This window comes from Ruegeria sp. AD91A, from assembly GCF_003443535.1.
GTDB lineage: Bacteria > Pseudomonadota > Alphaproteobacteria > Rhodobacterales > Rhodobacteraceae > Ruegeria.
Genome location: NZ_CP031947.1, coordinates 510,315 through 536,987 on the forward strand (window position 1 = coordinate 510,315; position 26,673 = coordinate 536,987).

17 protein-coding genes are annotated in these 26,673 nt (G+C 57.9%); 8 read left to right on the forward strand and 9 right to left on the reverse strand.

Features of this window, described 5'->3' with window-relative positions:
* Positions 1 to 109: 109 nt before the first annotated feature.
* Positions 110 to 1,618, forward strand: coding sequence for a UbiD family decarboxylase (locus D1823_RS20770; RefSeq protein WP_117873651.1), 1,509 nt, complete (start codon positions 110 to 112; stop codon positions 1,616 to 1,618).
* Positions 1,615 to 2,232, forward strand: a complete 618-nt coding sequence (locus tag D1823_RS20775) for a UbiX family flavin prenyltransferase (protein WP_117873654.1) — start codon at positions 1,615 to 1,617, stop codon at positions 2,230 to 2,232. Before D1823_RS20770 ends, D1823_RS20775 begins: the two co-directional genes overlap by 4 nt.
* Positions 2,233 to 2,294: 62 nt before the next feature.
* On the opposite strand, the gene D1823_RS20780 is transcribed toward D1823_RS20775, so the two are convergent.
* The 3 genes from D1823_RS20780 to D1823_RS20790 all read right to left on the reverse strand — a co-directional run bounded on the left by D1823_RS20780 (position 2,295) and on the right by D1823_RS20790 (position 8,706).
* Complete coding sequence (locus tag D1823_RS20780) at positions 2,295 to 4,712, reverse strand: FAD-dependent oxidoreductase (protein WP_117873656.1); 2,418 nt, start codon at positions 4,710 to 4,712, stop codon at positions 2,295 to 2,297.
* A gap of 27 nt (positions 4,713 to 4,739) precedes the next feature.
* Positions 4,740 to 5,990 carry an aminotransferase class V-fold PLP-dependent enzyme gene (locus D1823_RS20785; RefSeq protein WP_117874076.1) on the reverse strand — a complete coding sequence of 417 codons (1,251 nt, stop codon included), beginning with the start codon at positions 5,988 to 5,990 and terminating at the stop codon, positions 4,740 to 4,742.
* A gap of 241 nt (positions 5,991 to 6,231) precedes the next feature.
* The gene (locus D1823_RS20790; RefSeq protein WP_117873657.1) at positions 6,232 to 8,706 is read right to left on the reverse strand and encodes a CoA transferase; all 2,475 of its coding nucleotides are present in this window, start codon (positions 8,704 to 8,706) and stop codon (positions 6,232 to 6,234) included.
* 593 nt (positions 8,707 to 9,299) lie between these two features.
* On the opposite strand from D1823_RS20790, the gene D1823_RS20795 reads away from it, so the two are divergent.
* From D1823_RS20795 to D1823_RS20815, 5 genes are all read left to right on the forward strand, one after another.
* On the forward strand, positions 9,300 to 10,406 hold the full coding sequence (locus tag D1823_RS20795) for a saccharopine dehydrogenase family protein (RefSeq protein ID WP_117873659.1): 1,107 nt from the start codon (positions 9,300 to 9,302) through the stop codon (positions 10,404 to 10,406).
* A 3-nt stretch (positions 10,407 to 10,409) separates the two neighbouring features.
* Positions 10,410 to 11,921 carry an aldehyde dehydrogenase family protein gene (locus D1823_RS20800; protein WP_254683851.1) on the forward strand — a complete coding sequence of 504 codons (1,512 nt, stop codon included), beginning with the start codon at positions 10,410 to 10,412 and terminating at the stop codon, positions 11,919 to 11,921.
* Between the two features lie 628 nt (positions 11,922 to 12,549).
* Positions 12,550 to 13,404, forward strand: coding sequence for a cyanophycinase (locus tag D1823_RS20805; RefSeq protein ID WP_117873661.1), 855 nt, complete (start codon positions 12,550 to 12,552; stop codon positions 13,402 to 13,404).
* Between the two features lie 54 nt (positions 13,405 to 13,458).
* Entirely contained in the window at positions 13,459 to 16,260 is a 2,802-nt protein-coding gene (cphA, locus tag D1823_RS20810; protein ID WP_117873663.1) for a cyanophycin synthetase, read from the forward strand.
* Between the two features lie 14 nt (positions 16,261 to 16,274).
* Positions 16,275 to 18,011: a Mur ligase family protein gene (locus D1823_RS20815; protein WP_117873666.1), complete on the forward strand. Its 1,737-nt coding sequence runs from the start codon at positions 16,275 to 16,277 to the stop codon at positions 18,009 to 18,011.
* Positions 18,012 to 18,449: 438 nt separating this feature from the next.
* Here the strand turns inward: D1823_RS20815 and D1823_RS20820 are convergent, their stop codons facing one another.
* The 4 genes from D1823_RS20820 to D1823_RS20835 form a co-directional block, all read right to left on the reverse strand.
* On the reverse strand, positions 18,450 to 19,229 hold the full coding sequence (locus tag D1823_RS20820; RefSeq protein ID WP_117873668.1) for an IclR family transcriptional regulator: 780 nt from the start codon (positions 19,227 to 19,229) through the stop codon (positions 18,450 to 18,452).
* Positions 19,230 to 19,240: 11 nt separating this feature from the next.
* Entirely contained in the window at positions 19,241 to 20,599 is a 1,359-nt protein-coding gene (locus tag D1823_RS20825) for a TRAP transporter large permease (RefSeq protein WP_117873670.1), read from the reverse strand.
* A complete protein-coding gene (locus D1823_RS20830) occupies positions 20,599 to 21,264 on the reverse strand; it encodes a TRAP transporter small permease (RefSeq protein ID WP_117873672.1) in 666 nt (221 codons plus the stop codon). Before D1823_RS20830 ends, D1823_RS20825 begins: the two co-directional genes overlap by 1 nt.
* A gap of 64 nt (positions 21,265 to 21,328) precedes the next feature.
* A complete protein-coding gene (locus D1823_RS20835) occupies positions 21,329 to 22,567 on the reverse strand; it encodes a TRAP transporter substrate-binding protein (RefSeq protein ID WP_117873674.1) in 1,239 nt (412 codons plus the stop codon).
* A 109-nt stretch (positions 22,568 to 22,676) separates the two neighbouring features.
* Between D1823_RS20835 and D1823_RS20840 the strand changes: the two genes are divergently transcribed.
* Complete coding sequence (locus D1823_RS20840; protein ID WP_117873677.1) at positions 22,677 to 24,272, forward strand: GMC family oxidoreductase; 1,596 nt, start codon at positions 22,677 to 22,679, stop codon at positions 24,270 to 24,272.
* Positions 24,273 to 24,365: 93 nt separating this feature from the next.
* On the opposite strand, the gene D1823_RS20845 is transcribed toward D1823_RS20840, so the two are convergent.
* Together D1823_RS20845 and D1823_RS20850 are read right to left on the reverse strand one after the other, a co-directional pair.
* Complete coding sequence (locus D1823_RS20845; RefSeq protein ID WP_117873679.1) at positions 24,366 to 25,607, reverse strand: acyl-CoA dehydrogenase family protein; 1,242 nt, start codon at positions 25,605 to 25,607, stop codon at positions 24,366 to 24,368.
* An 11-nt stretch (positions 25,608 to 25,618) separates the two neighbouring features.
* Positions 25,619 to 26,653 carry a phosphotransferase family protein gene (locus D1823_RS20850; RefSeq protein ID WP_117873681.1) on the reverse strand — a complete coding sequence of 345 codons (1,035 nt, stop codon included), beginning with the start codon at positions 26,651 to 26,653 and terminating at the stop codon, positions 25,619 to 25,621.
* Between the last annotated feature and the right edge of the window lie 20 nt (positions 26,654 to 26,673).

Here is a 26,673-nt window from a genome sequence, read left to right on the forward strand (position 1 = left end):
AACCGGTGCGGCCTTCCTAAAGCCGCCCCGGCGCCCGGGACTTGACGGTTGTCAATTCGACCTGCCTCTTTCGCTGCTAGAGGGTGAGTACCACCGCCGGAGCAAACCCATTCGAACTCTGCCGCCATATCCCAGCCTTCGGCATTTTCTGAAATGGTGTCAGGAAACAGGACAGTTCAGGCGCATCCCTGACCCGGTTTCCGTGTGCCATCAAATGACCGCCGTCCACCGCGCCGTGTTAGAGGCCAATGGGCCGGTGTTGCAGTTTGACACACCGACAGGTGTACCCTCGGGGCAGTGCGACATACCGATTGTGGTCAACCTGTTCGGAACTTCGGAACGCGTCGCCGCCGGACTGGGCGTTTCTTCCGAAGGGCTTGACGATTTGGGCGCATTTCTGGCCACGCTTCGGGCCCCGACGCCCCCGGACGGGTTGCGGGATGCGCTGTCCCGGTGGCCGATGCTGAAGGCCGCATTGTCCACGCGACCGAAGCAGGTCAAAACCGCCGTTGTTCAGCAGGTTTGCCACCGCGGGGCCGATGTTGATCTCTCTTCGCTGCCGATCCAGACGCACTGGCCCCAGGACGTGGGGCCTCTGATCACCTGGCCTGTTGTCATCACCCGGCCCCGTGGCAGCGACCCCGACGCGGCACAGACCTACAATGCCGGCGTCTATCGCGTTCAGGTGCTGGACCGGAACCGTCTGATCATGCGCTGGTTGCCACATCGCGGCGGGGCCGCTCATCATCGCAGTTGGGCGCAGCAAGGCGAAAAGACGCCGGTCGCAATTGTTCTGGGCGCAAACCCCGCGACTTTGTTGTCAGCGGCTCTGCCCCTGCCCGAAATGATGTCTGAACTGACATTTGCCGGGGCCCTGAACCAGAACCGGCCACGGTTGGTTCCAGCCAAATCCGTCCCACTGCTGGTTCCAGCAGATGCCGAGATCGTTCTTGAAGGCTGGGTTTCGCCAAGCGAGACAGCGCCCGAAGGGCCGTTCGGAGATCATACCGGGTATTACAATCCCGCCGAGCCTTTTCCGGTGATGCATGTCACGGCCGTGACCCATCGCGAAGCACCTTTGTACCTGTCAACCTATACCGGACGCCCGCCGGACGAGCCTGCCATCATTGGCGAAGTGTTCAATCGCCTTGCCTTGCCGACCATTCGCGCTCAAATTCCCGAAATCCACGACCTCTGGCTGCCGCCTGCCGCCTGTTCCTATCGCATCGCCATCGTCGCCATCGACAAGCGATATCCGGGCCAGGCCCGACGTGTGATGATGGCGCTTTGGGGAATGCTGCCGCAATTCAGCTATACAAAGATGATCGTTGCGGTCGACGCTGATATCGACCCCCGAAACTGGGACGATATCGCTTGGGCGCTTGCCACGCGCATGGATCCAAGCCGTGATGTGATGACCCTGGACAGGACGCCTATGGATTATCTGGATTTCGCCTCACCCGAACCCGGTCTGGCCGGAAAGATAGGAATCGACGCCACGACAAAAACAAGCAGTGAAACACTGCGGGAATGGGGGACGGTCATGCGTACCGACAAGGTTGATCACGCATTTGCGGAAGACCTGATAAGCAGATTGATGCCGGAGCTGAGAACATGACGAAAACCCGTGTAGTCTTAGGCCTATCAGGCGCTTCCGGTGCGGTTCTGAGCCTTTCGGTGGCACGACACCTGAAATCGGCGGATATCGAAATCGATCTGGTCGTCAGTCCAGCTGCCCGTCTGACGCTTGCGCAGGAATGCGGCCCGGATGCTCTGAAGGAATTGCGGCAGTCGGCAACCCGTCATCACGCGTCCGCGAATGTTGGGGCCAGTATAGCGTCCGGTTCGGTGCCGGTATCCGGGATGATCGTCGCGCCCTGTTCCATGCGATCACTGGGTGCGATCGCGCATGGCCTGGACGACAACCTGTTGACACGCGCGGCCGGAGTTCAGCTCAAAGAACGACGCCCACTGGTTCTGCTGACACGAGAAGCGCCGCTGACACTGGCGCATTTGCGCAATATGACAGCCGCCGCAGAAATGGGAGCCATCATCCTGCCCCCTGTGCCTGCTTTCTATTTGAAACCAGCCAACATAACCGAAATCGCAGATCAGATCGCAGCGCGCGCAGTTGATTGTCTGAAGGTTTGTGACCCGGCGGCGAAACAGTGGCATCCCAAAAATGAGGTGGACCTTGTCGAACCGTCCGAAAGCGAATTTCATATTCCATAGCCACAGATCGCGGATGAGATCGGCGGCCACGGGATGACCTTGATCGGGCGTGGCCGGTTGCTTCAGCCGCGCAGCCTGCCACCCTGAGGATCGAACGGCGCCCCTGTCAGCACCCGTGCTTTATGTGGTTTGCCAATCACCTGGATCACCACTTCATCTCCGGGCTGTGCCACCTCGGGGTTGCGGAAACCCAATGCCAGAGATTTCCCGACTGAATAACCGTACGCCCCCGATGTGACGCGGCCGACAGGCGTACCATCAGGTGTAAAGATCGGCTCACTGCCGGTGGCGTCGGCATCCTCGGTGACGTACAATTCGAAGACGGACAGGACCTCGCGGGGTGCATTGTCCTTTATGGACAGATAGGCGTCTTTGTGCAGGAAGTCCTTGTCCAGCTTGATCAGACCCGTCAGCCCGACCTCTTGCGGCCAGTATTCCTGAGAATACTCCCGTCCCCAGGACCCATAACCCTTTTCGATGCGAAGCGACCCAAGCGCTCGTCCACCCACGGGGCCGCCGCCGCAGTCTTTGGCGGCTTCGAGCAACGCAGAGTAAAGCGCGACCTGATCGGACTCGGCGCAGTGCAGTTCCCAACCCAGATCGCCGGTAAAACTGACCCGGATGGCCACGCATTCAACACCTGCAACGGTGATCTTCCGGGACCGCATGAAGCGGAACCCTTCGTTGGAAAGGTCTGTATTGGTCAGGCGCGCCAGCGCCTCGCGTGATTTCGGGCCGGCGATGTTGAACCCCGCAACACGGTCTGTTGCGACTTCAAGTGTCGTACCCTCGGGCATCTCAACCATTTGAAAGAAACGCTGATGATAGCGTTCAGCCATACCGGAGCCAATCATCATGTATTCGTCTTCGGCAAGCTTGGTGATGGTAAAGTCACCCGCCATGCCACCGCGAACCGAGATCAGCGGCGTCAGGCAACTGCGGCCCACATCGGTGGGCACGCGATTGGCCACCAGACGATCCAGCCAGTCATAAGCGCCCGGTCCTTTGATCACGTAGTTGGCAAAGTTCGAGATATCGATGACACCCACGCTGTCCCGCAGCATCTGCACCTCGAGCCCGACCGGATCAAACCAGTTCTGACGGGTAAAGCCGGCGGTCTCTTCTGTGCCGGGTTCATCGGCAAACCACAGTGGGTGTTCCCAACCACAGTTGAGACCAAAGACACAGCCCATCTGTTTCTGCATCTCGTAGGCGGGGCGCACACGGGCCGGGCGGCCTGCGCTGCGTTCTTCATTCGGGAAGTGGATTTTGAAGCGATGGGTGTAGGCGTCTTCGACCCGGGCCTTGGTGAACTTCTTGTCGGCCCAATCGCCAAAGCGGGCGAGATCCCAGGCGAACATGTCATATTGCGGCTCACCCTCGATCATCCATTGCGCCGCCAGCAGCCCCAGCCCGCCGGATTGCGAGAAGCCAGGGATCAGACCGCCACAGAGGAAATAGTTCTTCAGCTCGGGCACCGGTCCCCACAGCATGTTGGCATCGGGCGACCAGATCATCGGGCCGTTTATCACCCGTTTCACCCCGGCAGTGGCAGCGACCGGTACACGTTCGGTGGCGCGGATCACGTTTTCCATGATCCGGTCCAGATCGTCGGGGAACAGATCATGAGCGAAGTCGAGCGGCGTGCCGTCTTCGGCCCAGAACTTCATGTCTTTTTCATAGGCACCGATCAGCAAGCCGTTGCCCTCTTGTCGGAAATAATACTCGCCGTCCCGGTCGGCGATAGACGGCAGACGGCGGCCCAGGCTCGCCACTTCGTCGATGCTCTCGGTCACGAAATACTGATGTTCCGTCGGTTGCAGTGGTAGGGTCAAGCCTGCCAGCGCTCCGACCTCGCGCCCCCAGAGACCCGCCGCGTTGACCACCCATTGGGTATGAATGTCACCTTTGGTCGTACGAACCATCCAACTGCCATCGGGTTGCTGTTCCGTGGCGATCACCGGGCAGAACCGTTCGATGGTGGCCCCCATCGCACGGGCCCCGGCGGCATAGGCATGTGGAACACCCGACGGGTCCACATTGCCGCCATCGGGTTCGTACATGATGCAGCGGATGTCATCAAACTGCGCCAGCGGGTGCAGCTCTTTGGCCTCTTCCCGGCTGACCTCGTGGAAATTCAGCCCATAGAACCGGGCCTTCGCCTCTTGCAGGCGCAACTGCTGCTCGCGCTCTTCGGTCTGGGCCAGATAGAGCGATCCGGGCTGGAACACCCCGCAGCTTTGGCCGGTTTCCTTCTCCAGCTCCTTATACAGGTTCATCGTATAGTGCTGGATACGGGTGATATTGTTGTTGTCATGCAGACCGTGAATATTCGCCGCCGCATGCCAGGTTGAGCCGCTCGTCAACTCGTCGCGTTCCAGCAGAATCGAGTCCGTCCAGCCAAGCTTGGCGAGGTGATACAGGATCGACGTACCGGCAAGGCCGCCGCCGATGACAACAGCTTGTGCATGGGTTTTCATGAGATATGTCCTTGGATATGGCGCGGCTCAGGCGGTGATTTCTTTCATGACAGCAAGGAATTTGGCGACTTCGCCAATCGAGTTGTAGTGACACATCGAGACCCGCACACAGGCGTCATAGCCAAGCGGCGTCAGGATATTGCCGGAATAGTGATCCGCCTTGCGCAGATGCGTGCGAATACCTTGTTCGTTCAGCCTTTTGACGACCTCGGACGAGGCCACGCCTTCGACACGCAGCGATACCAGACCTTCTCGCGCGGGATTGTCGGCCCCGCCCAGAATGGTGACTTTCTCCATCTCGGCCAGGCCGCTCAGATTGCCGGTGCCGTGGATCATCGCGTCGGTCAGCGCCTTTTCCTGCGCATGGATCGCATCACCCGCCGCCAGAAACTTGCCGCGCCGATCTTCGGCATCGCTGACCTGACTGCCCAGCCATTCGAAATAGGACACGACGTCTGACATAGTGGCATAAGCTCCGGTGTCGCGCGTGCCCATTTCCCAGTTGCCCGCTGGGCCATCCAGCAAGGCGTTGTGGTCCAGCGCGGTCAGCCGTTCCGAAATCCAGGCGACACCGTAACCATGGCGCGAAAATACCTTGTAGGGTGAGATCACATAACCATCGACGTCATAGGCGGTCAAATCGATCCGGCCATGCGCTGCGTGCTGGATGCCATCGACGATGATGAAACAGTCCGGAGCCACGGTTCGGATGGCCTGAGAAACGGCAGCGACATCAACGCCCATTCCTGTCACCGGAGAGGTATGCAGGATCGTCGCCACTTTGGTATCCGGTGTCACAGCCGCGGCATAGGCTTCGGCCGAGACGGTGCCGGTGGCGTCAACATGGTGCAGCAAAACGTGGGTTTGCCCGGAAATGCGCGCCCAACGATCACAGGCCGAACGCGTGGCCGGGTGTTCCAATGTGGATCCCAGCACAACGCCCGGACCTGTTCCCAGACATGCGTTCATGATCAGCCGGAACAGCAGCTCTGTACCGCTTTCACCCACAAAGAACTGCCCGCCGGGTGCGTTCATGAAATCCCGCAAATCCGCCTTGGCCGCGTTGATCGTGGCAACCAGCGCATGAGATCCCGGATTGTCGCGCCCTTGGTTGTCCGGGATGGCGGCATAGCGCACCGAACTATCCAACACTGAATTCAATGTCAGTGCGCCTCCGGCATTCTCGAAAAAGATCCGCTCACCCTGTTCGGGGCAATGATCGATCTGGGCAAAGCGGCTGCGGATTTGTTTCAGCAGGCTCTCTGATATTTGGCTCATGGTCAGTGGTTCTTGTTTCGTTGGGTATGCAAAGCAGTGCTTTGCCGAACCTAGGACGGTTCCTGCCGCAAGGCATGCAAAAAAAACTGTGGCAAAGCGGTTGAATATTCTGTGCAAGTCGCGCGGGCACCAAACCAAAGCTTGTCACGACAGATACCACCCGTCGCCGGTGCCGAGACTCCGGGCCTGCGGCGGCGGATGGCATATCTCCTTGATTTCCGAACCGTCTGTGGCTGGTCGGCTACTCGGGCAAGTACTTTTCCGACCAGCTTACGGCGGCCGATCCAGCAGAGATCATCGCATCGATATCCTCATCTGCATAACCGACGCTTCGCAGAATGCTGCGAGTATCCGCGCCGTATTTCGGCATCGGTCCCGGAATGACGATCCGGGCGCTTTCGGGTCGCACGGCATTTGGGGCAACCAGATCGCACCACCGGCCCATGGGATGCATGTCATGCCGAATGACACTGAACGTTCCCCGCGTCAGGTCGATATTCCCGGCATTTTCCGGCTGCAACACGGCGTCGCGCGTGTCATGCAGCGATCCCAGAGGCATGACGGTGCTGGCGGAACCAGAAAACGCCTTTTGCCAGTATTCAACAGGTTGCCTGGCAAAACGATCCGCAAGAGCGGCCTGCAATTCCTTTTCCGGCACATCGGCCATGGTGGCAAGGTCTGAGACACGGCGCAGGGCTTCGCGCTGTTCGTCGGGTGCGGCAAAGAACATCCACCCGTCAGCCGCGCGATAGCAATGGTAGAATGGTCCCCAGCCCATTGCCTCGCGCCCGGAAGGTTCGTCAAAAGGCGCGCGGCCTTCGAAATCATACATCAACTGCGCCTGAATGAGGTTCCCGGCCGCCGCCAACGCAGCCCGCGCAATCCCGCCTTTGCCGGTTTTCTGCAATCTCAGCAAGGCCGCGCCAAGCGCAACACATGCGCAATAACCGGTCAGCACGTCAATCGTACCGAAATGCGCGTGTTCTTCGGGTGTCGCCATGCCACCGCCAAAACGCACCATGACCCCTGTCGCCGCCTGCGCCAGGTCGTCATACCCCAGATGGTCCGACTTGGGTCCGCGCGCAGGACCGCCAAAGGCATCGAGTTGCACAAGTATGAGGCGGGGGTTGATCGCCGCCAGCTCTTCCTCGCTCAACCCCAAGGCATCGCGCTGCTCATCCGTGCCGTTCATCGTGATGACATCCGAGGATTCGATGAGTCGCCGCAACGCCTGCTTCCCGTCATCCGCGCTCAAGTTCAGCAAAACACTTTGTTTTCCACGATGTGCGTGCAGACCGAAAACCACGGTATTCCACGGATCGACCGAAGGCTCCACCGGCTGAACGGAAGTCACCTTTGCGCCAAATCGCGCCAACGTGGACCCAATCGTCGGACCGGCGATCACGTTGGTCAGGTCCAGCACCTTTAACCCCTCCAGCCAGCCTTGGTCGCTTGCGGCTGGCGGTCCGCTGCGCGGCGGTTCAGCAAGTATCGTTGAAACGGGTGCGTCATCGAGATCCGGGCCCGGTTTTTTGACCAGCGCAGCGCCATCATCCACAAGCCAAGCAACATTTCCCATCTGCTTCATGTTCCCATGACGCGGGTCCTCTACCTCCAACACCAAACCTGAGGCCAAAGCATGTGGATCGGCCAGCCATTCCTTGCTGAACCGTTGCGCCGTTCCGGGCACCTTGGCAGACCCGAAAAGCGCTTCCCACTCATGAGAGGGCCTTGTCAGGAAGGCCTTCTTCATCGCGCTGGACACACGCGCGCGATCCCTTGCTCCGACGGGGTAGTTGCGCAGCGACCATTCGTCTGGCCAGTCTGCAGCATCGAGATAGGCGTCGAAGTCCGGCAATTGATCGGCAAGATCTTTGAGGCCAAGCGTCTCCAACACCCGCCGCGGATGTGTTTTCACACTGCCCGCGACCACATAGAACCCGCGCCCGTCGGCGCAGGTATAAGTTCGATAGAAAGGGTCCAGGAACTCTTCCAGTTCCGCAAAGCTCAGATCCGTTGGCAAGCCTTCGGCTGCGCGCCTGTCAAGTTCCACTTCGCGAGGAGACTTGTAGCGTTCGGGATAGTCTTCAATCTGCTCACAATTATAGACCAACCCTTCAAGCAACGCCGAAGCCAGAGGCACCTCGATGTGATCGCCTCCGTTCCGATCACGTGCAGCCAAAGCGAACTGCACGGCCATCGCGCCGAATGAAGCGCCATAGGCCGATGCCAGCGTCAAAGGCGAAAAGGATGGGTTGATGCCCATCAAGCGCCGGTTCAGCCCCATATCCGTGAACTGCCCGGTACGGGCAGCGATCACGGCTTCCCACGCGGGAAGATGTGCCAGCGCGGGATCGGTTGAGGCGAACCCCGGAAGTGACAATGACACGATGCGCGGATTTATGTCGCGCAGAGCTTTCGGGCCCAGGCCCAGCCTCTGCATCACGCCGGGCCGGAAGTTCTCGATCACCACGTCAGCCCGGGCCACCAATTCGCGTGCGACCTTCAAACCCGCGTCCGATTTGAGGTCGATCGTCACAGCGGTTTTGCCACGTGACAGCATATCAGTGGCCGGTTCTTTCAATCGCGGGCCACCGGGCGGGTCGATGCGGATTACTTTTGCCCCCAAATCGGCAAGCATCATGCCAACCAGTGGACCGGCCAGGTATTGGCCAAAATCGAGGACACGAATTTGATCGAGCGGCCTTGCAGTCATTCGTTGCTACTCATCCAGAATGATAGATTGACTTTGCAGCGTGGGTTGTTGGCAGGTGTTCGCCATGCCCTTCCCGGAGCAGGCTGAATTGCCAAGCTTGGAACATAGTTTATCAATGCAACACCTGTCCTTATCCCGCGCGATAGAGTTGTCCCTACTGAGAGTCAAAGCCTCCTCCTGCGACAGCTGGGCGTACCATGCAGCCGAGCAAAGCCAAGGAGTTGTCCGATTTGACCAGGGGATGTCGCAAACGAGAAACATAGCTCAAAACTGCTCGTTTGTCGCATATTGAGAAGCGTTCCGAGGTCCGGATGGAAGCGGATCGGTCGCTATACGAGACCACCAGAAGATTGAGGCCAGAAACCAGAACGAGGGCTCGCTGAACGGCCGATGAAAGTGGACCTTCCAAGGTACCAAACGGCGCAAAACATATGATTACGGCGCGACACACCAGCGGCAATCGCAATTTCGTCATAGTGTCGCTTTTTCCGCCTTTATGCCATCTTCGCACATCAATTCGTCAAATTCACACCTATGAAATGTCACGGCTACTTGTCACGCTTGGCACAGGATAGGAAGAAGCGGAGATTTTTATGTCCTGGAATGTGTGCGTTGTCGGCGCTGGAAAGATCGGGCAGATGATCGCAACCCTTTTAAAAGGGTCGCCGAATTACTCTGTGACAGTGGCAGATCATGATCTGAAAGCTCTTGGCGATATCGCAAAAATGGGCGTTGGAACCAAGCAGATTGACGCCAAAGACGCGGACGGTCTGGCCCGGCAACTGAACGGATTCGATGCAGTCATCTCTGCGGCCCCGTTTTTCTTGACCCCTACGATTGCAAAAGCATCGAAAACGGCCGGCGCGCATTATTTTGACCTGACCGAAGATGTCGCGGCCACAAGCGCAGTACGTGAACTGGCCGGGGACAGCGCGACTGCATTTATGCCTCAGTGCGGTCTGGCACCAGGTTTTGTCGGCATCGCCGGGGCTTCGCTGGCGTCGGAGTTTGACGAGATTGACAGCCTGCATATGCGGGTGGGGGCATTGCCGCTTTATCCGACCAACGCGCTGAAATACAACCTGACCTGGTCCACCGACGGGTTGATCAACGAATACTGCAACCCATGCGATGCCATCGTGAATGGCAAGCTGGTCAAGACCGCGCCGCTGGAGAACTACGAAGTGCTGGGCCATGACGGTGTGGAATACGAATGCTTCAATACCTCGGGCGGTCTGGGCACTTTGCCGGAAACGCTGGAAGGCAAGGCGCGCGCTGTGTCCTATCGCTCGATCCGCTATCCGGGCCATTGCGATATCCTTAAACTGCTTCTGAACGATCTGGGACTGGAACGCCGCCGCGACCTGCTGAAGGAGATATTCGAGGCGGCCCTGCCCCGCACCGATCAGGATGTGGTGCTGGTATATTGTACCGCAAAGGGCAAGATCGACGGTGTGCTGCGCGAAAAGTCCCTGATCAACAAATCCTTTGCCCGCAGCATCAACGGACAGGTCTGGAGCGCCATTCAGGTCACGACCGCCGCAGGCGTGCTGGGAGTGGTCGATCTGATGCGGATCGGAGCGCTGCCCTCGAAAGGCTTTGTCCGGCAGGAACAAGTCAAGCTGGATGATTTCCTCAACACTGAATTCGGCCAGCTGTATCGCGCTGGTGACGTCACCGAACAGAACAAGGCGGCCTGAGATATGAAAGACATCGTTATGACAGCCCAAACCACGCTCGCAAATCTTGATCTGACCGAGGCCCAACTGAGAGGCGGCACGCTAAAGGTCACGTCACCGATTGACGGAAGCCTTCTGGCCGAAGTGCATGAGACGCCGATCTCTGACATGGACGCCATCTTTTCCCGTGCCAAGGTTGCGTTCAAGGAATGGCGCGTGGTCCCTGCCCCGCGCCGGGGTGAACTGATCCGCCTGTTGGGCGAGGAGTTGCGCGCGGCCAAGGATGACCTGGGCGCTTTGGTCAGTTGGGAAGCAGGCAAGATCACCTCGGAAGGTCTGGGCGAAGTGCAAGAGATGATCGACATCTGCGACTTTGCCGTCGGTCTGTCGCGTCAGCTCTATGGTCTGACTATCGCATCCGAACGTCCTGGCCACCGGATGATGGAAACCTGGCACCCTGCAGGACCGGTCGGCGTGATCTCGGCCTTCAACTTTCCGGTCGCGGTTTGGTCGTGGAACGCCGCTCTGGCAATTGTTTGCGGTGATCCGGTAATCTGGAAACCGTCCGAAAAAACCCCGCTGACGGCACTAGCCTGCCAGAAGGTTTTCGAACGCGCCCTGACCCGATTTGGCGATGCGCCGGACGGTCTGCTGCAAACGCTTATCGGTGGCGCCGATCTTGGGGAAAGGCTGGTGGCTAGCGAAGATGTTCCCGTGATCTCGGCCACGGGATCGACCCGCATGGGCCGCGCTGTCGCCCCCATCGTCGCACAGCGCTTTGGCAAGTGCATTCTGGAACTGGGGGGCAACAACGCAATGATCGTCGGCCCTTCGGCTGATCTGGAGATGGCAGTGCGCGCGATTGTCTTTTCGGCAGTAGGCACCGCTGGTCAGCGCTGCACCACGCTGCGTCGGCTGATCGTGCACAACTCTATCCGGGAAGAACTGGTGAGCCGTCTAAAAAAAGCCTATTCGGGTCTGCCCGTTGGCAATCCTCTGACAGAGGGCACATTGGTTGGTCCGCTTGTGGACGAAGCGGCGGGCGCGGAGATGACCGCAGCTTTGAAAGCAGCCGAAGCAGAAGGCGGTTCGGTGTTCGGCGGCAACCGCGTTACCGAAGGCGTTCCGACAGGCGTCTACATGGAACCTGCGATTGTCGAAATGCCCGATCAGACTTCAACAGTAAAAACCGAAACCTTTGCGCCGATCCTCTACGTCATAGGCTATGATGATTTCGACGACGCGGTAGAGCTTCAGAACGACGTACCGCAAGGCCTCTCATCCTGCGTGTTTACCCTAAACATGCGCGAGGCCGAGCAGTTCCTGACCGCGGCCGGATCCGATTGCGGCATTGCCAACGTCAATATCGGACCTTCAGGAGCAGAGATCGGTGGTGCTTTCGGCGGAGAGAAAGAAACCGGCGGCGGGCGTGAAAGCGGTTCGGACGCATGGAAAGCTTATATGCGTCGCCAGACAAATACCGTGAATTACTCTGCCGAACTCCCACTGGCTCAGGGCGTCAAATTCGACATCTGAGTATCACTGGAAAGCCGTTGGGCAAAACCTCGCAAAGCTTGCGAATACATCATCCGGGACAACCAGTCCCGGGTGATTTTCAAATTTCATTCCAGCATGTTAAGGCGGCAACCAAAGCACAGGCAAGGTCAGCTTCGTTTACGCGGTTATCCACCGGGGAGCATAGATCCGGCACCAGACTAACCAGACCTGTTTCAGGCCAGGGGTTCGGATGCCGACACAGCGGCGGTCATTCCGGGACTGATTGATTGCCGTGCGTTTATCGCCGGGGTAGCAGCTGACTGCCCGCCTCTTTTCATGACGGCAATCCAACATCTTTCGGCGAGGGGTTGTCCGGGGCTTTGCGCGACCTCATTGATCAGGGGATGGTCCTGTCCGATGCGCTGGCGCTGTTCACCTCATAAGTGGCCCATGCGCTGAAGCCGCATCGCGCAGGTCGCCGGAAAGCGGGAATGGGCGCCGATCCGGTGGTTCTTGACGAAAACCTTGCTGTACGGCATGAGATGGCCCCGGGGGGAATGGCATGTCCGCGATGGCCAGGTAGCCCGACGCGGCATGTATGAACAGATTTAAGCGTCCGAGCGGTCCCCGGTGATTGCCCGCTTCAGCACCGGAAGGTAGTTAAGATATGTGCCCTGCACCCGTTGATGCAGAGACCCCACGCGGGTTCATTATCCCGATCGGAGGCGGCGAAGATCGCGTCAAGGAAATGCAGATCCATCGCAAGTTCGTTGAGCTTTCTGGCGGCGAAGATGCTGACATCGTCGTAATCCCGACAGCCTCGATGCTGGAAGAAACAGGACCCGATTATAACCGCATCTTTTCAGAGCTGGGCGCGGGCAAGGTTGAGTTCCTGCCTATCTCGCGCAGGGCGGATTGTGACAACCCCGAGTATGCCGAGATGCTTGACCGGGCGACCGGAGTTTTCATGACCGGTGGAAACCAGTTGCGCCTGTCTGCGATTCTTGGAGGAACTCTGGTCGCCCAAAAAATACGCCGACGTAATGCAGCCGGTGTACCGGTTGCCGGAACTTCGGCGGGCGCCTCGATCATGTCCGAGCATATGGTGGCCGGTGGAAGCGGCAACTCGGCACCTGCCGAAGGCAATATCACACTTGCACCGGGCATGGGCCTGACCAATGCTGTCATCATCGATCAGCATTTCACGCAGCGGAACCGTTTGGGTCGGCTGCTAACAGCTTCATCTTTCAACCCATTTCTGATCGGCCTTGGCATTGACGAAGACACGGCCGCCTTCATCGGACCCGACAACGTCTTCGAAGTCATCGGCAGCGGTTCGGTTACCGTGGTCGACGCCAGCCAGTTGACACATTCATCAATGTGGGACGCCCGGCGGGGCGAAGCGCTGAGCCTGCTGGGACTTCGGCTTGACGTTCTGGGCGAAGGGTGCCGTTATGATCTGACGGCTCGCCAGGCTTTTCCGCCAGATGAGCATATGGCGTTCTGCACGTTGCCGGATTAATCCGGTTAAGAGGCCGCCAGCGGGGGAAATTAAAGTTAACCAACGAGGAGCCTCATGAAAATAATCTCGACCAATGTATTTGTCGGCCCGAATGTCTGGGCAAGTTTCCCGGTTATTCGCCACGTCATCGATCTTGGTGTTCTGGAAGAGTGGCCCTCGGCAAAAATTGGTTCCGAGTTTATCGATGCATTGATCGAGGCGCTTCCTGGCCTTGCCGAACATGGCTGTTCCTATCGCGAACCCGGCGGTTTCATCCGCCGCCTGCGCGAAGACGAAGGCACGTGGCTGGGTCACGTTCTGGAACATTGTGCCATCGAGGTTCAGAACGTAGCCGGCTCCGATGTGACCTTTGGCCGGACGCGCGGCACAGGCGAACTGGGCCAGTACAACATGGTGTACGAATACCGTCAGCGCGACGTTGGTCTGGATGCAGGTAAACTTGCGATGCGACTACTAATGCACCTGTTGCCGCAATCTTTGAAAGAACAGGCGGATTGCGATTTCGACCCGGACTTCAACTGGGACGATGAGCTGCGCAGTTTTGTTCTGCGCGCGCAGCGCAAGGAATTCGGCCCGTCGACCGGATCGCTGGTCAAGGCGGCGCAAGAACGCGACATACCTTGGATCAGGCTCAACTCTGGCTCGCTGGTGCAATTCGGGCACGGCAAATATCAAAAACGCATTCAGGCGACGATTACATCCGAGACCAAACATATCTCGGTCGAGATTTCCTGCGACAAGGAAGATACCCACAACCTGCTGAACGATCTTGGCCTTCCGGTACCGCAACAGCGCATGGTCTACTCTGCGCGCGAAGCAGTGCGCGCTGCACGGCGTATTGGCCATCCGGTGGTCGTCAAACCTTTGAATGCCAATCATGGGCGGGGGGTTTCGATCAATCTGAACTCCGATGAAGAGGTCGAGGCTGGCTTCGCCGAGGCCAAGGAACATTCCCGCAGCCGCGCCATTCTGGTGGAAGGCTTTGTCACCGGGTTCGATCACAGGATGCTGGTAGTAAATAACAAGCTGGTTGCAGTGGCCAAACGGGTTCCGGGCCATGTGGTCGGTGACGGCACACACACGATTGCCGAGTTGGTCGATATCGTGAACGAAGACCCGCGCCGGGGCATCGGGCATGAAAAAGTGCTGACCATGTTGGAGATCGACAATCAGGCCAAACGTCTAATGGAAGCCGCGGGCGTAACCAAAGAAACCGTATTGCCAGACGGTGAGGTTTTCTATCTGCGCTCGACCGCGAACCTTTCGACGGGCGGCACTGCAATCGACCTGACAGATGTGGTCCACCCCGACAACCGCGACATGGCGGAACGTGCCATCATGGCGGTTGGGCTGGATGTGGGCGGCGTCGATTTCCTGATCGACGACATCACCAAATCCTACAAGGACATTGGTGGTGCAATTGTCGAAGTGAACGCGGCACCCGGGTTCCGAATGCATGTGGCCCCGTCCGAAGGACAGCCACGCGATGCGGCAGGCAAAGTGATCGACATGCTGTTTCCGGCCAATGAGGAAACCCGCATCCCGATCGCCGCGATCACCGGCACAAATGGCAAGACGACAACGTCACGGATGCTCGGGCATATCATGAAGACCAGCGGCAAGATCGTTGGCATGACCTCTACCGACGGTGTCTATGTAGACGGAAAACTGAGCGTCAAGGGTGACATGACCGGGCCAAAATCCGCACAGATCGTCTTGCGCGACCCGATGGTTGACTTCGCCGTAATGGAAACCGCGCGCGGAGGGCTTGTGCGGTCTGGTCTGGGATACCAGCGTTCGAACGTGGCGGCATGCCTGAACGTCTCGGCCGACCACCTTGGCCTTGGCGGCATAAACACGGTCGAGGAACTGGCTGTGGTGAAACGCGTGGTGGTGGAAAGCGCCACGGATACAGCGGTTCTGAATGCCGATGACATCAATTGTCTGAAAATGGCCGATTATGCCGGGGCAGATCAGATCTTCTATGTCACAACCAACCCCGGCCACGGCCTTGTCAAGGAACATATCAAGGCGGGCGGAAAGGCTATCGTGCTGGAAAAGGGCATGAGCGGCGACATGCTGACGATTTATGACAACGGGCTGCATATTCCGGTACTATGGTCGCATCTGATCCCTGCCACGTTGGAAGGCAAGGCAATCTTCAACGTTCAAAACGCCATGTTCGCTGCAGCGATGGCGTATAGTTTTGGGGTTGATCTGGACAACATCCGGCACGGGTTGCGCACCTTCGATACCAGTTATTTCCAGGCTCCGGGGCGCATGAACGTCTATGACGAGCATTCGTTCAAGGTGATCTTGGACTACGGCCATAACCCCGCCGCACTCAAAGCGATGGCTGCGCTGGCCGATCAATTGGAGATCAAGGGTCGCAGACTTTGCGTGGTTGCCATGCCTGGCGACCGGCGCAATGAAGATATTGTAGACGGAGCAGCCGCGCTGGCCGGACATTTTGACCATTTCATCTGCAAGGCCGATGACCGCCGCAGGGGTCGGGGGCACGACGAAGTGCCGCAAATGATGCGTCAGGCACTGATCGACAACGGGGTCGACGACGCATCCATTACAATCATCCCGGATGAGGTTGAGGCCGTAAAAGCCGGGCTGGAGCAAGCAGCGCCGGGGGATCTGTTGGTGATCTTCGGCGACGAAACGACACGCTGCTGGAAACAAATCATCTATTTCAACTCTGACAGTAAAGCCCCAGACACCGAGGATGCACCGAGGACCAGTCCCGCCGACAATTCGTTCGAGGACATGTTCGAAAGCGATCAAAACCTGATCCGAGACGAGCGCGGCGTGCGTTTAGCTCGTGAGATCAGCGAAGACGCCGACTGAGCGGAGGCGCCGGAATGGACCGGATTGAAGAGCTTGAAACCGCGCTGACCATTGCAAGCGCGACCGCTGATCATATTCAGGTGGATGACGCCCGGCGTCTGACTGGGCCCGGCCTGCTATGGAATAAACCCGGGGCAGTGATGGATGTATTTTTCACCGAGATTGACCCATCTCGGGTCTCTGCGCTGTGGGAGAAAAATGCCCGGCGAGTGCTGGACGCGCTGGGATGGCAGGATCAGGACCTGACATATCGCACCTTTACCGGCGGCATCAATCTGGTGATATCCGCACCGATGGATCAGCTGTATTCTGCGATCTTCGCGGCGCAGACGGCATGGCACTTCTGTGCCGCCGAATTGTTGGGCGCAACTTCCGGTGACTTTGATCAAATGGTGGCGGATGTCAAAGCTGTCATGGCCAAAGAAGCCAATCCCCGCCTGATCGAGCTGATCACAGCGGCCGAGGCGCATGGCGTGGACATTCTGTGTGACGATGATGAGATTTCAATCGGCCACGGCACAGGCAGTCAGGTCTGGCCGGTCGATGCGCTGCCCGCCCCCGGTGACGTGGACTGGTCCAGCCTTCACAACATTCCCGTTGCGTTCATCACCGGAACCAATGGCAAGACCACGACGACCCGATTGCTTGAAGCGATCGCGCGCGCCTCGGGCAAAGTCGCTGGGTTGACCTCGACCGAGTTTGTGCGCGTGGGCGACGATATTCTGGACCGAGGTGATTACTCGGGCCCCGGGGGCGGCCGGATGTTGCTGCGCGACAAGCGGCTTGAGATCGCCTGCCTCGAAGTGGCCCGTGGGGGCATACTGCGCCGCGGCCTGCCGACGCGTGCGGCCACGGCGGCGGCTGTCACCAACGTCGCGAATGACCATTTGGGCCAATACGGCGTCAATACCGTGCCGGAACTGGCGCAGGCGAAGTTTGCCGTTCACCGAACGCTGGTCGAAGGCGGTGTGCTGGCCCTGAACGCTGACGACGCGTATGTTCGGGCCGAGGCAAAAAACACGTTGGCGAATATCTGGTGGTTTTCGCTGGACAGGCAGAACGATCTGATACGTCAGGCCCGAGAAGCGGGCCGGCGCTGCGCCTATTTGCACCAAGGCAACATCATCTATTTTGATGGCAGTTCCGAAAGGAACGTGATTGCCGTGTCAGGTGTGCCCCTGACAATGGGCGGGGTGGCGAAATACAATATCCTGAACGCATTGGCAGCCATGTGCCTTGCTCTGGCGCTGGATCTACCCTTTCAGGCGGTGCGGGATGGGCTGGCGGGTTTCAAACCTGATGCACAGGACAATCCGGGGCGCTGCAACGAGTTCAATCATAATGACGCGCGTGTTTTTGTAGACTTCGCACATAACCCGCACTCGATTTCCGCCGTGTGCGATGCGCTGTCAGGCCTTCCGGCAAAACGTCGCTTTATCATGCTCAGCCATGCAGGTGACAGATCGGATCAGGACATTCGGGACGTCACCGCGACGGCTTTGAAGTTCCAACCCGACGTGATCGTTGCCGCTGAACTAGAAGGCTATCTGAGAGGCCGGGCCTTGGGCGAAATCCCGGACCTGATCGAAGGGACGGCTTTGCAGAACGGATACAGGGCTGATCAGATCCAAAGGGCCCGATCCCCTTCTCAGGCGGCCGCCAATATTCTGGATCAACTCGAGCCCGGGGATCTTGCCTTGTTGCTTGTCCTATCAGAACGCGACGCTGTACTTGAGATGCTGGGCGCGTAGGTGCAACGCCCGTTGGAGCATCCCGGTGATCGATTGAAAAAGCAAACCAAGCTGACAATCGGCTTGCGGCGGCCAGGAAATCACCGCCATGAGGGACTGTCAGCCCGGTCAGTGATTTTCTCAGTTTGTGAGGACTTAATCCATCGTTCGAGTTCGCCGGCGGAGGCTGAGCCAATTCATTCGCCGACGTTGTCAAACCCTTGGCGCCAATGGTGATCTCTTCACAATCATCCGAGACATTGCGGAACAGATCGATCAGGCCGGTAAAGCATGGGTGGTGTCGTCCTACCTTTACCCTCAACAGATACGATCCGGTTTGGGTGGACAATGTCGTGAGGTGCTTATCTCTGCAAAAAAAAGCTGCTGAATAGCCTTCACCGTGCAGGTTCAACTTCTCAATCCTGACATTATTCGATTGCAGGTTTTCCCACTGCGCAGTTACTCGCCCAACAGACGCGACAGGTGTTCTGAACCCCTGCGCAAGGTGTCGAGAAATGACATCAGACTGCCAACATCATGCCGTTGCGTTGGGGCATGAACTGAAAGCGTGGCGACAAGCCTGCCCTGCGCGTCCTGTACTGGCACCGCGATTGCCACCATACCTGCCATGAATTCTTCGTCGTCGGTGGAGAATCCCCGCTCGGCCGTCATCTTGATTTCGCTCAGCAAAGACTCCGGCTCTGTCAACGAACGGGTGGTCTGCTGTTTCAGTTTTCCCGCCGACAAGAACCCGTTCAGAGTTTTGGGGCGCAAGGTGGAAAGGTACATCTTGCCACTGGCCGTGCAGTGGAACGGCACCTGGGTTCCGATTGGCAATTGGATCCGTAACGGCCATTTGGTTTCCACACGGTCGAGGTAGATCATGCCTTCTCGATCCGGGATGGCCAGATTGCATGTTTCGCCCACTTCGTCCGCCACACCGCGCAGGATGGCAAGACGCGCGGTCCGCAGATGTTCGGCGGACATGGTATTCACGGACAACAGCCGCAATCGTCTGCCCGGACCATAAGACCGTCCGTCAAGATCACGTTGCAGAAACCCCTCTGCCTCTGCCGTTTGCAGCAAACGATGGATTGTGGGCTTGGCCAATCCCAATGCGTCGATCAGGTCCGAGGGTTTGACCGCCACCCCGCGCCGTGCCACCTCTTCAAGGATCAGCAACAGGCGCAGGTTGGTGGGTATCTGAGGTTCTCGGTCTTTTGTATCCGTCTCGGCCATTCCTTCACATTCTAGTTATTTGGCAGTAGGATCAAGGCCAGTTCGGGGACCAGCGACACCAATATCCAGACTGACATCAGGGCCACCAAGTAAGGCACCGTGTAGCGCAGCAACCGGAAGTACGGCACACCCGTCACGCCCGAAGCTACATAAAGGTTAAGCCCATATGGCGGCGTAATAAATCCGATGGATGCCCCGACAAGGAATATCACCGAGAAGTGAATCGGGTCGACTCCGACCGACGCCGCTATCGGCGCGAGGATCGGGGCCAGGATGATCGTGACCGGAAGGCTTTCCAGCACCATGCCCGAGAAAAAGACAATCACCATCGATGTGAACAGAACCGCATGGTACCCCCCCATGGAGGTCACGAAGTTTCCGATTGTTTCCTGAGCACCAAGCAGCGACAGGATTTGCTGCATCACCACCGAAATTGCGATCAAAGGTGCCAGGATACCCGTAATCTGGGCAGACCTGATAACGATTGAGGGGATCTCAGGAATCGTGAACCCTTCGACCACAAACATTTCGGCGAAACTCTTTTCGGTTGGCGGAATATCGTTCCGGGCCCCCATGTTCCGGTTGATAGGGTGGCTGACCAGCCCCGCAATGACACAAAAGCCCACGGTCACACCCGCGGCCTCTGTCGGAGAGAACTTGCCAGTATAAATGCCCCAGAGCACAAGACCGATGGCGAAAAAGCCGAGCCAGGCACCAAAGGCGGTCTTCAGCACCCGATTCAATTGCAGTGGGATCAGATAGCCCCACCCGTTCATGCGGCAGATGATCCAGCACGCCAGCTGCATCCCGATGACCATCAGCGCACCCGGCAGAATACCGGCGACGAACAATTCGGAAATCGGGAGGTTCATCAGAAAGCCATAGACGATGAAGATGATCGAAGGGGGGATGATGATACCGACCGTGCCGCCCGCAGCAGCAGTCGCTGCGCTGAACCGTTCGTCATAGCCGCCTTTTACCATCTCGGGGTGAAGCATCGACCCGATGGTCGCCGTTGTGGCTGAGTTCGACCCGGAAATCGCCGCGAAAAGCCCGCAGGCACCCAGCGATGCCATTGCCAGTCCACCACGTATCCAGCCCAGGCAGGCATAGGCAAAATCACTGAGCCGTCGCGCGATACCGGATTTGTTGATCAGGTCTCCGGTCAGGATGAACAACGGCATCGCCAACAGTGCGAAGCCCTTGTTGAAGACGTTCAGCAGTTCGGCCCCCATATTGTCCAGTGTCAGACCAAGGACAAAGGAACATCCGATGACCCAGTAGCCGATAACCAGCAGCACCGGCACGCCCAGCATGAAGAGAAAGGTGACCCCCAGCGAGATTAGTGTAACAAGTGTTCCGTCTGTCATCAGTCTGCCCCGATCACGGCCTGCTTGATCAGCGGCTCGCCTGTTTTCCAGTTGTGCAAGTCATCCGCGAGGTTTTGAAACACGCGACCGACCATCAAAAAGAATGACAATGGTGCTGCCAGCAGGAACCACCACTGCATGATATTGTCTGTGCCCAGAACGATCTGAAAGTTCGAGGCCGAAAGCGCCACCAGCCGCGAGGTGGTCACGATGACAATCACCGCAAAGATGAACCACAGCACGGCGTCCAGGAACAGGCAGGCCAGTTGCCCGCCACGGGGCATGGCCGTACGGAATTCGCTGAAACTCAGATGCGTTCGCAGTCGCACGTTGTAGGAAGCACCGAACCAAGCCATTACCATAAACAGAAGCGGAGGAATGGTAGTGGACCAGGGTTCTTGATCGTTGAAAACAAACCGGTCGATCACGCCCCAGAAAATGATCAGCGCAATAGCAAGATAAGAGTACACCATGACCGAACGTTCCAGATGACGCTCGATCAACGGGACTTTTCGATAGATCAGCATGACCAGCAAACCCCCAATCGCGGCAACGACCGCACCAACGATCCAAGCGGCGTCGGATTCCAGAGCAATTTGTATCTCAAATGAATCCTGGCTGAGAAAAGCGCTGAAAATTGCGCCAATGTCTGCCCAAAGTGACATGAAGCCCGTCCTCCCAGTCGGTATTGTTTGAACCGGCCCGTTTGGGCCGGTTCTGGCAGTCTAATCAGGCCTCGCCCTTCCACCAGCGGCGCGGCTCGACGTTTTCTGGCAGCGTGTCCGCAGGGATCTCGCGCGCGATGTCGTAGATCTCCTGGTAGGTATCGATGCCACCGGCCCACTTGTTCAGCCGTTCGCGCCACTGCGCCCACGGTTCTGGGTTAAAGTTCGGGGCACACATTTCTTCGGCCAGCTTGATTTGGTCATCCGGAAGGAAGGCTGGGCGTACGCCGTTTTCCGCAAATATGGTATGCGGCAGTTGCGGATCCGAGAAACCAACGGTGTTCAGCAGCGCCGCCTCGTTCGCGCCCTGGATCAGGGCTTGCGTGAAGTAGGACGACTCCATCACAGCATCCTGCAACTCGCCGCCCAGCCCGTCGAATACTTTGGCAGACATCGAGGTATGTTCTGTGCCGCAGAAGAACTTCAGGTTCACGGATTGCGAGACCACAGGTGCCATGTTCGCATACGCCACCGCCGAAGCCCAGGTTTCCGCCCCGTCGATTAGACCGGTTTTGAGCGCATCCAGCGTTTCTTCCCATGCTACCGGCACAGGGTTCAGATTCAGCAGTTGCATTGCGATCCGACCCAGCTGCGTGCCCGTCACGCGGTTCTTGGTGCCAAACAACTCTTCAAGCTTGGTCACGGTCGGCTTGTCGGCAAAGGTCGAGCCCATTTGCAGACCGCGCAGTTCGCAGTGGGTGAACAGGAATTTCAACCCGTGCCGCTTTTCCAGCGGATCGCGCAGGATGCGCTGGCTGGCCGGGCTGTAGAAGAAATGATACTGCGCCGCACGGCTCGGGAACATGTAGGCATAGTCCAGAACGTTCAGATAAGGCGCACCGCCGGCCGAGTTTTGGGTCGAGGCTGCGTATATATCGACGATTCCCTGCTGCGTTTTCTCAACGCAGCTGAGTTGTCCGCAGATCTGGTTGTCGCCGATGAACTCGATCCGAATCTCACCATCGGTCCTCTCTTCCAGATCGCGCGCGAATTCGATGGCTCCGGCGCGTTCAATCAGAAGGTTGCGGGTGTTGAAGCCCGAAGCACCGAATTTCAACGTGTGCTTTGGTTCTTTAGAAAAGCGTTTTTCGTAAGTGGATTCTGCCGCTTGCGCCAGATTTGCCAGGCTCATCGCCCCACCAAATCCTCCTGCCGCAAGTAGCGTCGAGCTCATGCCGTAACGACCCGCCACCCGGAAAAAATCCCGCCGCGAAATACCACTCAGTTTTCGACCAATCTCCATTGCTTACCTCCCTGTTCGCAATTATTGAGACGTTTTGTATCAAAAAAGACTAGTATAATTCTTGCATCTTGCATAGAGTTTTTTTCAACGACGTTGGAAGGAGGCGGTCATGGAAGTGGATTATGCGGTAGTTGGCGCGGGGTCTTCGGGTTGTGTCATCGCCAACCGGCTCAGCGCCGACCCCAACACGACCGTCGCGCTGTTGGAGGCCGGCGGCCGCGACACCAACCCCTGGATCCACATCCCGGTTGGCTATTTCAAGACCATGCACAATCCTTCGGTGGACTGGTGTTACAGGACCGAGCCTGATCCCGGTCTGAACGGGCGCTCGATCGACTGGCCGCGCGGGAAAGTGCTGGGCGGCTCATCCTCACTGAACGGTTTGCTCTATGTGCGCGGCCAAAAGGAAGATTATGACCGCTGGCGCCAGATGGGGAATGTCGGTTGGGGTTGGGACGACGTGCTGCCGCTGTTTAAACGCAGCGAAGATCAAGAGCGCGGCGAAGACCCGTATCACGGTGTCGGCGGGCCGCTATCGGTGTCGAACATGCGCATTCAGCGACCGATCTGCGACGCATGGGTCGCGGCAGCACAAGCCGCCGGATACCCTTTCAATCCAGATTACAACGGCGCAGATCAGGAAGGCGTAGGGTACTTTCAGCTGACCACCCGCAATGGCCGCAGGTGCAGTTCAGCCGTGGCGTATTTGAAACCAATTCGAAATAGGCAAAACCTGAATATCATCACGAAAGCACTGGTGACACGCATAACGCTGGATGGGAAACGGGCGACCGGACTTGTCTATAGGGATCGCGCAGGCAATGAGATAACCCTCAAGGTACGGCGCGAAATCATCCTGTCCGGTGGCGCAATCAACTCTCCTCAAATTCTGATGTTGTCGGGTATCGGCGACCCTGACCACCTGAAGAAAAACGGGATCGATCCGGTACATGCCTTGCCCAGTGTCGGCAAAAGACTGCAAGATCATTTGCAAGCCCGTCTCGTTTTCAAATGCAATGAGCCCACATTGAATGACGAGGTGCGCAGCCTGATCAATCAGGCCCGCATTGCGCTAAAATACGCGTTGTTCCGCGCAGGTCCGATGACCATGGCAGCCAGCCTTGCAACTGGATTCATGAAAACACGCCCGGACGTGGAAACGCCCGACATTCAGTTCCATGTACAACCATGGTCCGCCGACAGCCCCGGCGAAGGCGTACATCCGTTTTCCGCCTTTACCATGTCCGTGTGCCAGCTGCGGCCGGAAAGCAGAGGTGAACTGCACCTGAACGGCCCGGACCCATCACAGCATGTAAAGATCATTCCGAACTATCTGTCGACGGAAACGGATTGCCAGACCATCGTCGACGGCGTGAACATCGCCCGCAGAATCGCTCAGCATAATCCGCTGGCATCGAAGATTTCCGAAGAGTTCCGCCCGACATCTCAACTCTCTGCCGACGATTACGAGGGCACTCTGGACTGGGTCAGGTCGAATTCCGTTTCGATCTATCACCCAACGGGGACCTGCGCGATGGGTACGAATGAAACCGCAGTCGTAGATCCTGTGCTAAAGGTTCACGGTATCGAAAACCTGCGGGTCGCGGATTGTTCGATCATGCCCGAAATCGTCAGCGGCAACACAAACGCCCCCGCGATCATGATCGGAGAAAAGGCGAGTGACTTACTTGCCGCCGGAACATAGCGCAGCGCGCTCCGCGTCCAAATGCCCAGACAATCCGGGCAACTCGGCTTGCATATCTTCGGGATATTCGGATGATACCATCCCTGCCCTGACTTACCGCGGAGGCGGCGTCAGCCATAGCGCGGACATCCCATAGTTGGAATTCTTCAACTCCTGTTTGGCAATAGCTTGAAGATGAACCTCATCAGGACCATCGGCGTAGCGCAACGCCCGGGCCCAAGTGTAACTGTCGGCCAATGGCGTGTCAGGCGTCATGCCCATTGCGCCAAAGACCTGCATTGCACGGTCCGTAACCGTTGCATGCACCTGGGGCGCTACCACCTTGATCAGAGATATTTCGCGGAACGCCTTTTTCGCGCCCACCTGATCTATCTTCCAGGCCGCCTTCAGGGTCAACAGCCTGGCCTGTTCGATCTCTAACCGGGATTTCGCGATCCATTCGCGGATCACGCCTTGTTCCGAAAGTTGCTTGCCAAAGGTCTTACGTTCCTGGGCGCGTTCCACCATCAAGTTCAGTGCCATTTCCGCCGCCCCGATCGAGCGCATGCAATGATGAATACGCCCCGGCCCAAGCCGGGCCTGAGCCAGTGCAAAACCGCTGCCCTCTTCGCCCAGCAGATTGCCGACCGGGACGCGCACGTCCTTGAAAACCAGTTCAGCATGACCTTCGGGATCGTGCATGTTCAGGATCGTCGGATTGCGCACGATCTCCAAACCGGGCGTATTCTTTGGAACGATGATCATGCTTTGCTGTTTATGGCGATCGGCGTTTGGGTCGGTTTTGCCCATGACGATGAATAGTCTGGTGTTGGGGTGGCAAGCATTGGTGATAAACCACTTGCGGCCATTGATGACGTATTCATCACCCGCGCGCCGGATGGATGTCGTTATGTTGGTCGCGTCTGAACTCGCCACATCCGGCTCGGTCATGGCAAAGGCCGAGCGGATCTTGCCGTTCAACAGCGGCACCAACCACTCTTCGCGCTGCTCGGGCGTGGCGAACATGTGCAGCAATTCCATGTTCCCGGTATCCGGCGCGTTGCAGTTGAACACTTCCGAAGACCAGTTCACCTGCCCCATCAACTCGGCCAGGGGCGCGTAATCAAGATTGCTGAGCCGCGTACCCGGCTCATCGTCCCGCAAGGAGGGCAGGAACATGTTCCAAAGCCCCTCGGCGCGGGCCAGCGACTTGAGGTCTTCCATGAACGAAACCGGGAAATGGCCGGCTTCTATTTCCTCTTTGTGGTCGCGAATGCGCGGATAGATATGCGCCTGCATGAAGGCTTTTAGCCGGTCGTGCATTTCCTCGGCGCGTGGCGATGGGGCAAAATCCATTGTGATCCTCTTCAGTGCGTTGCAGCGGCGATTTCGTCGAGCGCCATTTGCGCCAGAGGGGCCACCAGATCCTTGAACGCCATCGCGTTCTCGTTCGATGCATTTCCCGCCAGCGCACGGCTGTAAACACCCTGTGCAATCGCAGCCATCCGGAAGAAGGAAAACGCCAGATAGAAGGTCCAGTTCTCAATCTCCGGCAGGTCACGCAGCAAACAATACCGCTCGATCATCTCAGCTTCGGAAGGGATGTTCAAAGCAGCCCGATCCAGCCCTTGCAACCCCCGGATCAGACCGGTCGGCGGCAACCGGAGACAGACACAGAAATATCCCAGATCAGCCATCGGGTGGCCCAGCGTCGACAGCTCCCAATCCAGAACGGCAGCGATCTGCGGGGTATCCGAAGCGAAGACAAAATTGTCTATGCGAAAATCGCCGTGGATCAGACTGACCGAACCGTCACCATCCGGCAGATTACGGGCCAGCCAGCTCATAAGCCGCTCCATCTCGGGAAGGTTGTTGGTTTCCGCAGCGCGATACTGTTTGGTCCAGCGGCTGTACTGGCGTTCGAAATAATTTCCTGGCTTCCCGAATTCAGACAGACCGACGGCACCTATGTCAACCGAATGCAGCGCAGCCAGAACGCGGATCATTTCGTCAAAAATCGGACGATGGTCCGCCACGTCCAATTCAGGGAGCGTCGGGTTCCAGAAGATCCGCCCCTCCTCGAAGCTCATGACATAGAACATGGAACCGATGACATCCGTGTCCTCACACAGCACGTAAGGTTTGGCAACCGAAACCGCAGTGCCATGAAGTGCCTTGAGAACACGATATTCCCGATCCACGGCATGGGCCGAAGGCAGCAGGTCGCCCAGCGGTTTGCGGCGCAGCACGTATTTCGAACCACCGGCCTTCAGCAGATAGGTTGGGTTCGACTGCCCACCTGAAAACTTCCGATAGGACAACGGACCGGCGAAACCTTCGATGTGGCGCCCCAAATATGTCGAAAGCCGCTCGGTATCGAGTTCGAGGCCGGATGATGTCATGCACAAATCTCCGTTTTCCG

What these genes read in the sequence shown, in the direction of transcription:
- D1823_RS20775 (WP_117873654.1), top strand. Translation starts at nt 1,615, where the DNA reads ATGACGAAAACCCGTGTAGTCTTAGGCCTATCAGGCGCTTCCGGTGCG.
- D1823_RS20780 (WP_117873656.1), bottom strand. Translation starts at nt 4,712, where the DNA reads ATGAAAACCCATGCACAAGCTGTTGTCATCGGCGGCGGCCTTGCCGGT.
- D1823_RS20785 (WP_117874076.1), bottom strand. Translation starts at nt 5,990, where the DNA reads ATGAGCCAAATATCAGAGAGCCTGCTGAAACAAATCCGCAGCCGCTTT.
- D1823_RS20790 (WP_117873657.1), bottom strand. Translation starts at nt 8,706, where the DNA reads ATGACTGCAAGGCCGCTCGATCAAATTCGTGTCCTCGATTTTGGCCAA.
- D1823_RS20795 (WP_117873659.1), top strand. Translation starts at nt 9,300, where the DNA reads ATGTCCTGGAATGTGTGCGTTGTCGGCGCTGGAAAGATCGGGCAGATG.
- D1823_RS20800 (WP_254683851.1), top strand. Translation starts at nt 10,410, where the DNA reads ATGAAAGACATCGTTATGACAGCCCAAACCACGCTCGCAAATCTTGAT.
- D1823_RS20805 (WP_117873661.1), top strand. Translation starts at nt 12,550, where the DNA reads ATGTGCCCTGCACCCGTTGATGCAGAGACCCCACGCGGGTTCATTATC.
- cphA (WP_117873663.1), top strand. Translation starts at nt 13,459, where the DNA reads ATGAAAATAATCTCGACCAATGTATTTGTCGGCCCGAATGTCTGGGCA.
- D1823_RS20815 (WP_117873666.1), top strand. Translation starts at nt 16,275, where the DNA reads ATGGACCGGATTGAAGAGCTTGAAACCGCGCTGACCATTGCAAGCGCG.
- D1823_RS20820 (WP_117873668.1), bottom strand. Translation starts at nt 19,229, where the DNA reads ATGGCCGAGACGGATACAAAAGACCGAGAACCTCAGATACCCACCAAC.
- D1823_RS20825 (WP_117873670.1), bottom strand. Translation starts at nt 20,599, where the DNA reads ATGACAGACGGAACACTTGTTACACTAATCTCGCTGGGGGTCACCTTT.
- D1823_RS20830 (WP_117873672.1), bottom strand. Translation starts at nt 21,264, where the DNA reads ATGTCACTTTGGGCAGACATTGGCGCAATTTTCAGCGCTTTTCTCAGC.
- D1823_RS20835 (WP_117873674.1), bottom strand. Translation starts at nt 22,567, where the DNA reads ATGGAGATTGGTCGAAAACTGAGTGGTATTTCGCGGCGGGATTTTTTC.
- D1823_RS20840 (WP_117873677.1), top strand. Translation starts at nt 22,677, where the DNA reads ATGGAAGTGGATTATGCGGTAGTTGGCGCGGGGTCTTCGGGTTGTGTC.
- D1823_RS20845 (WP_117873679.1), bottom strand. Translation starts at nt 25,607, where the DNA reads ATGGATTTTGCCCCATCGCCACGCGCCGAGGAAATGCACGACCGGCTA.
- D1823_RS20850 (WP_117873681.1), bottom strand. Translation starts at nt 26,653, where the DNA reads ATGACATCATCCGGCCTCGAACTCGATACCGAGCGGCTTTCGACATAT.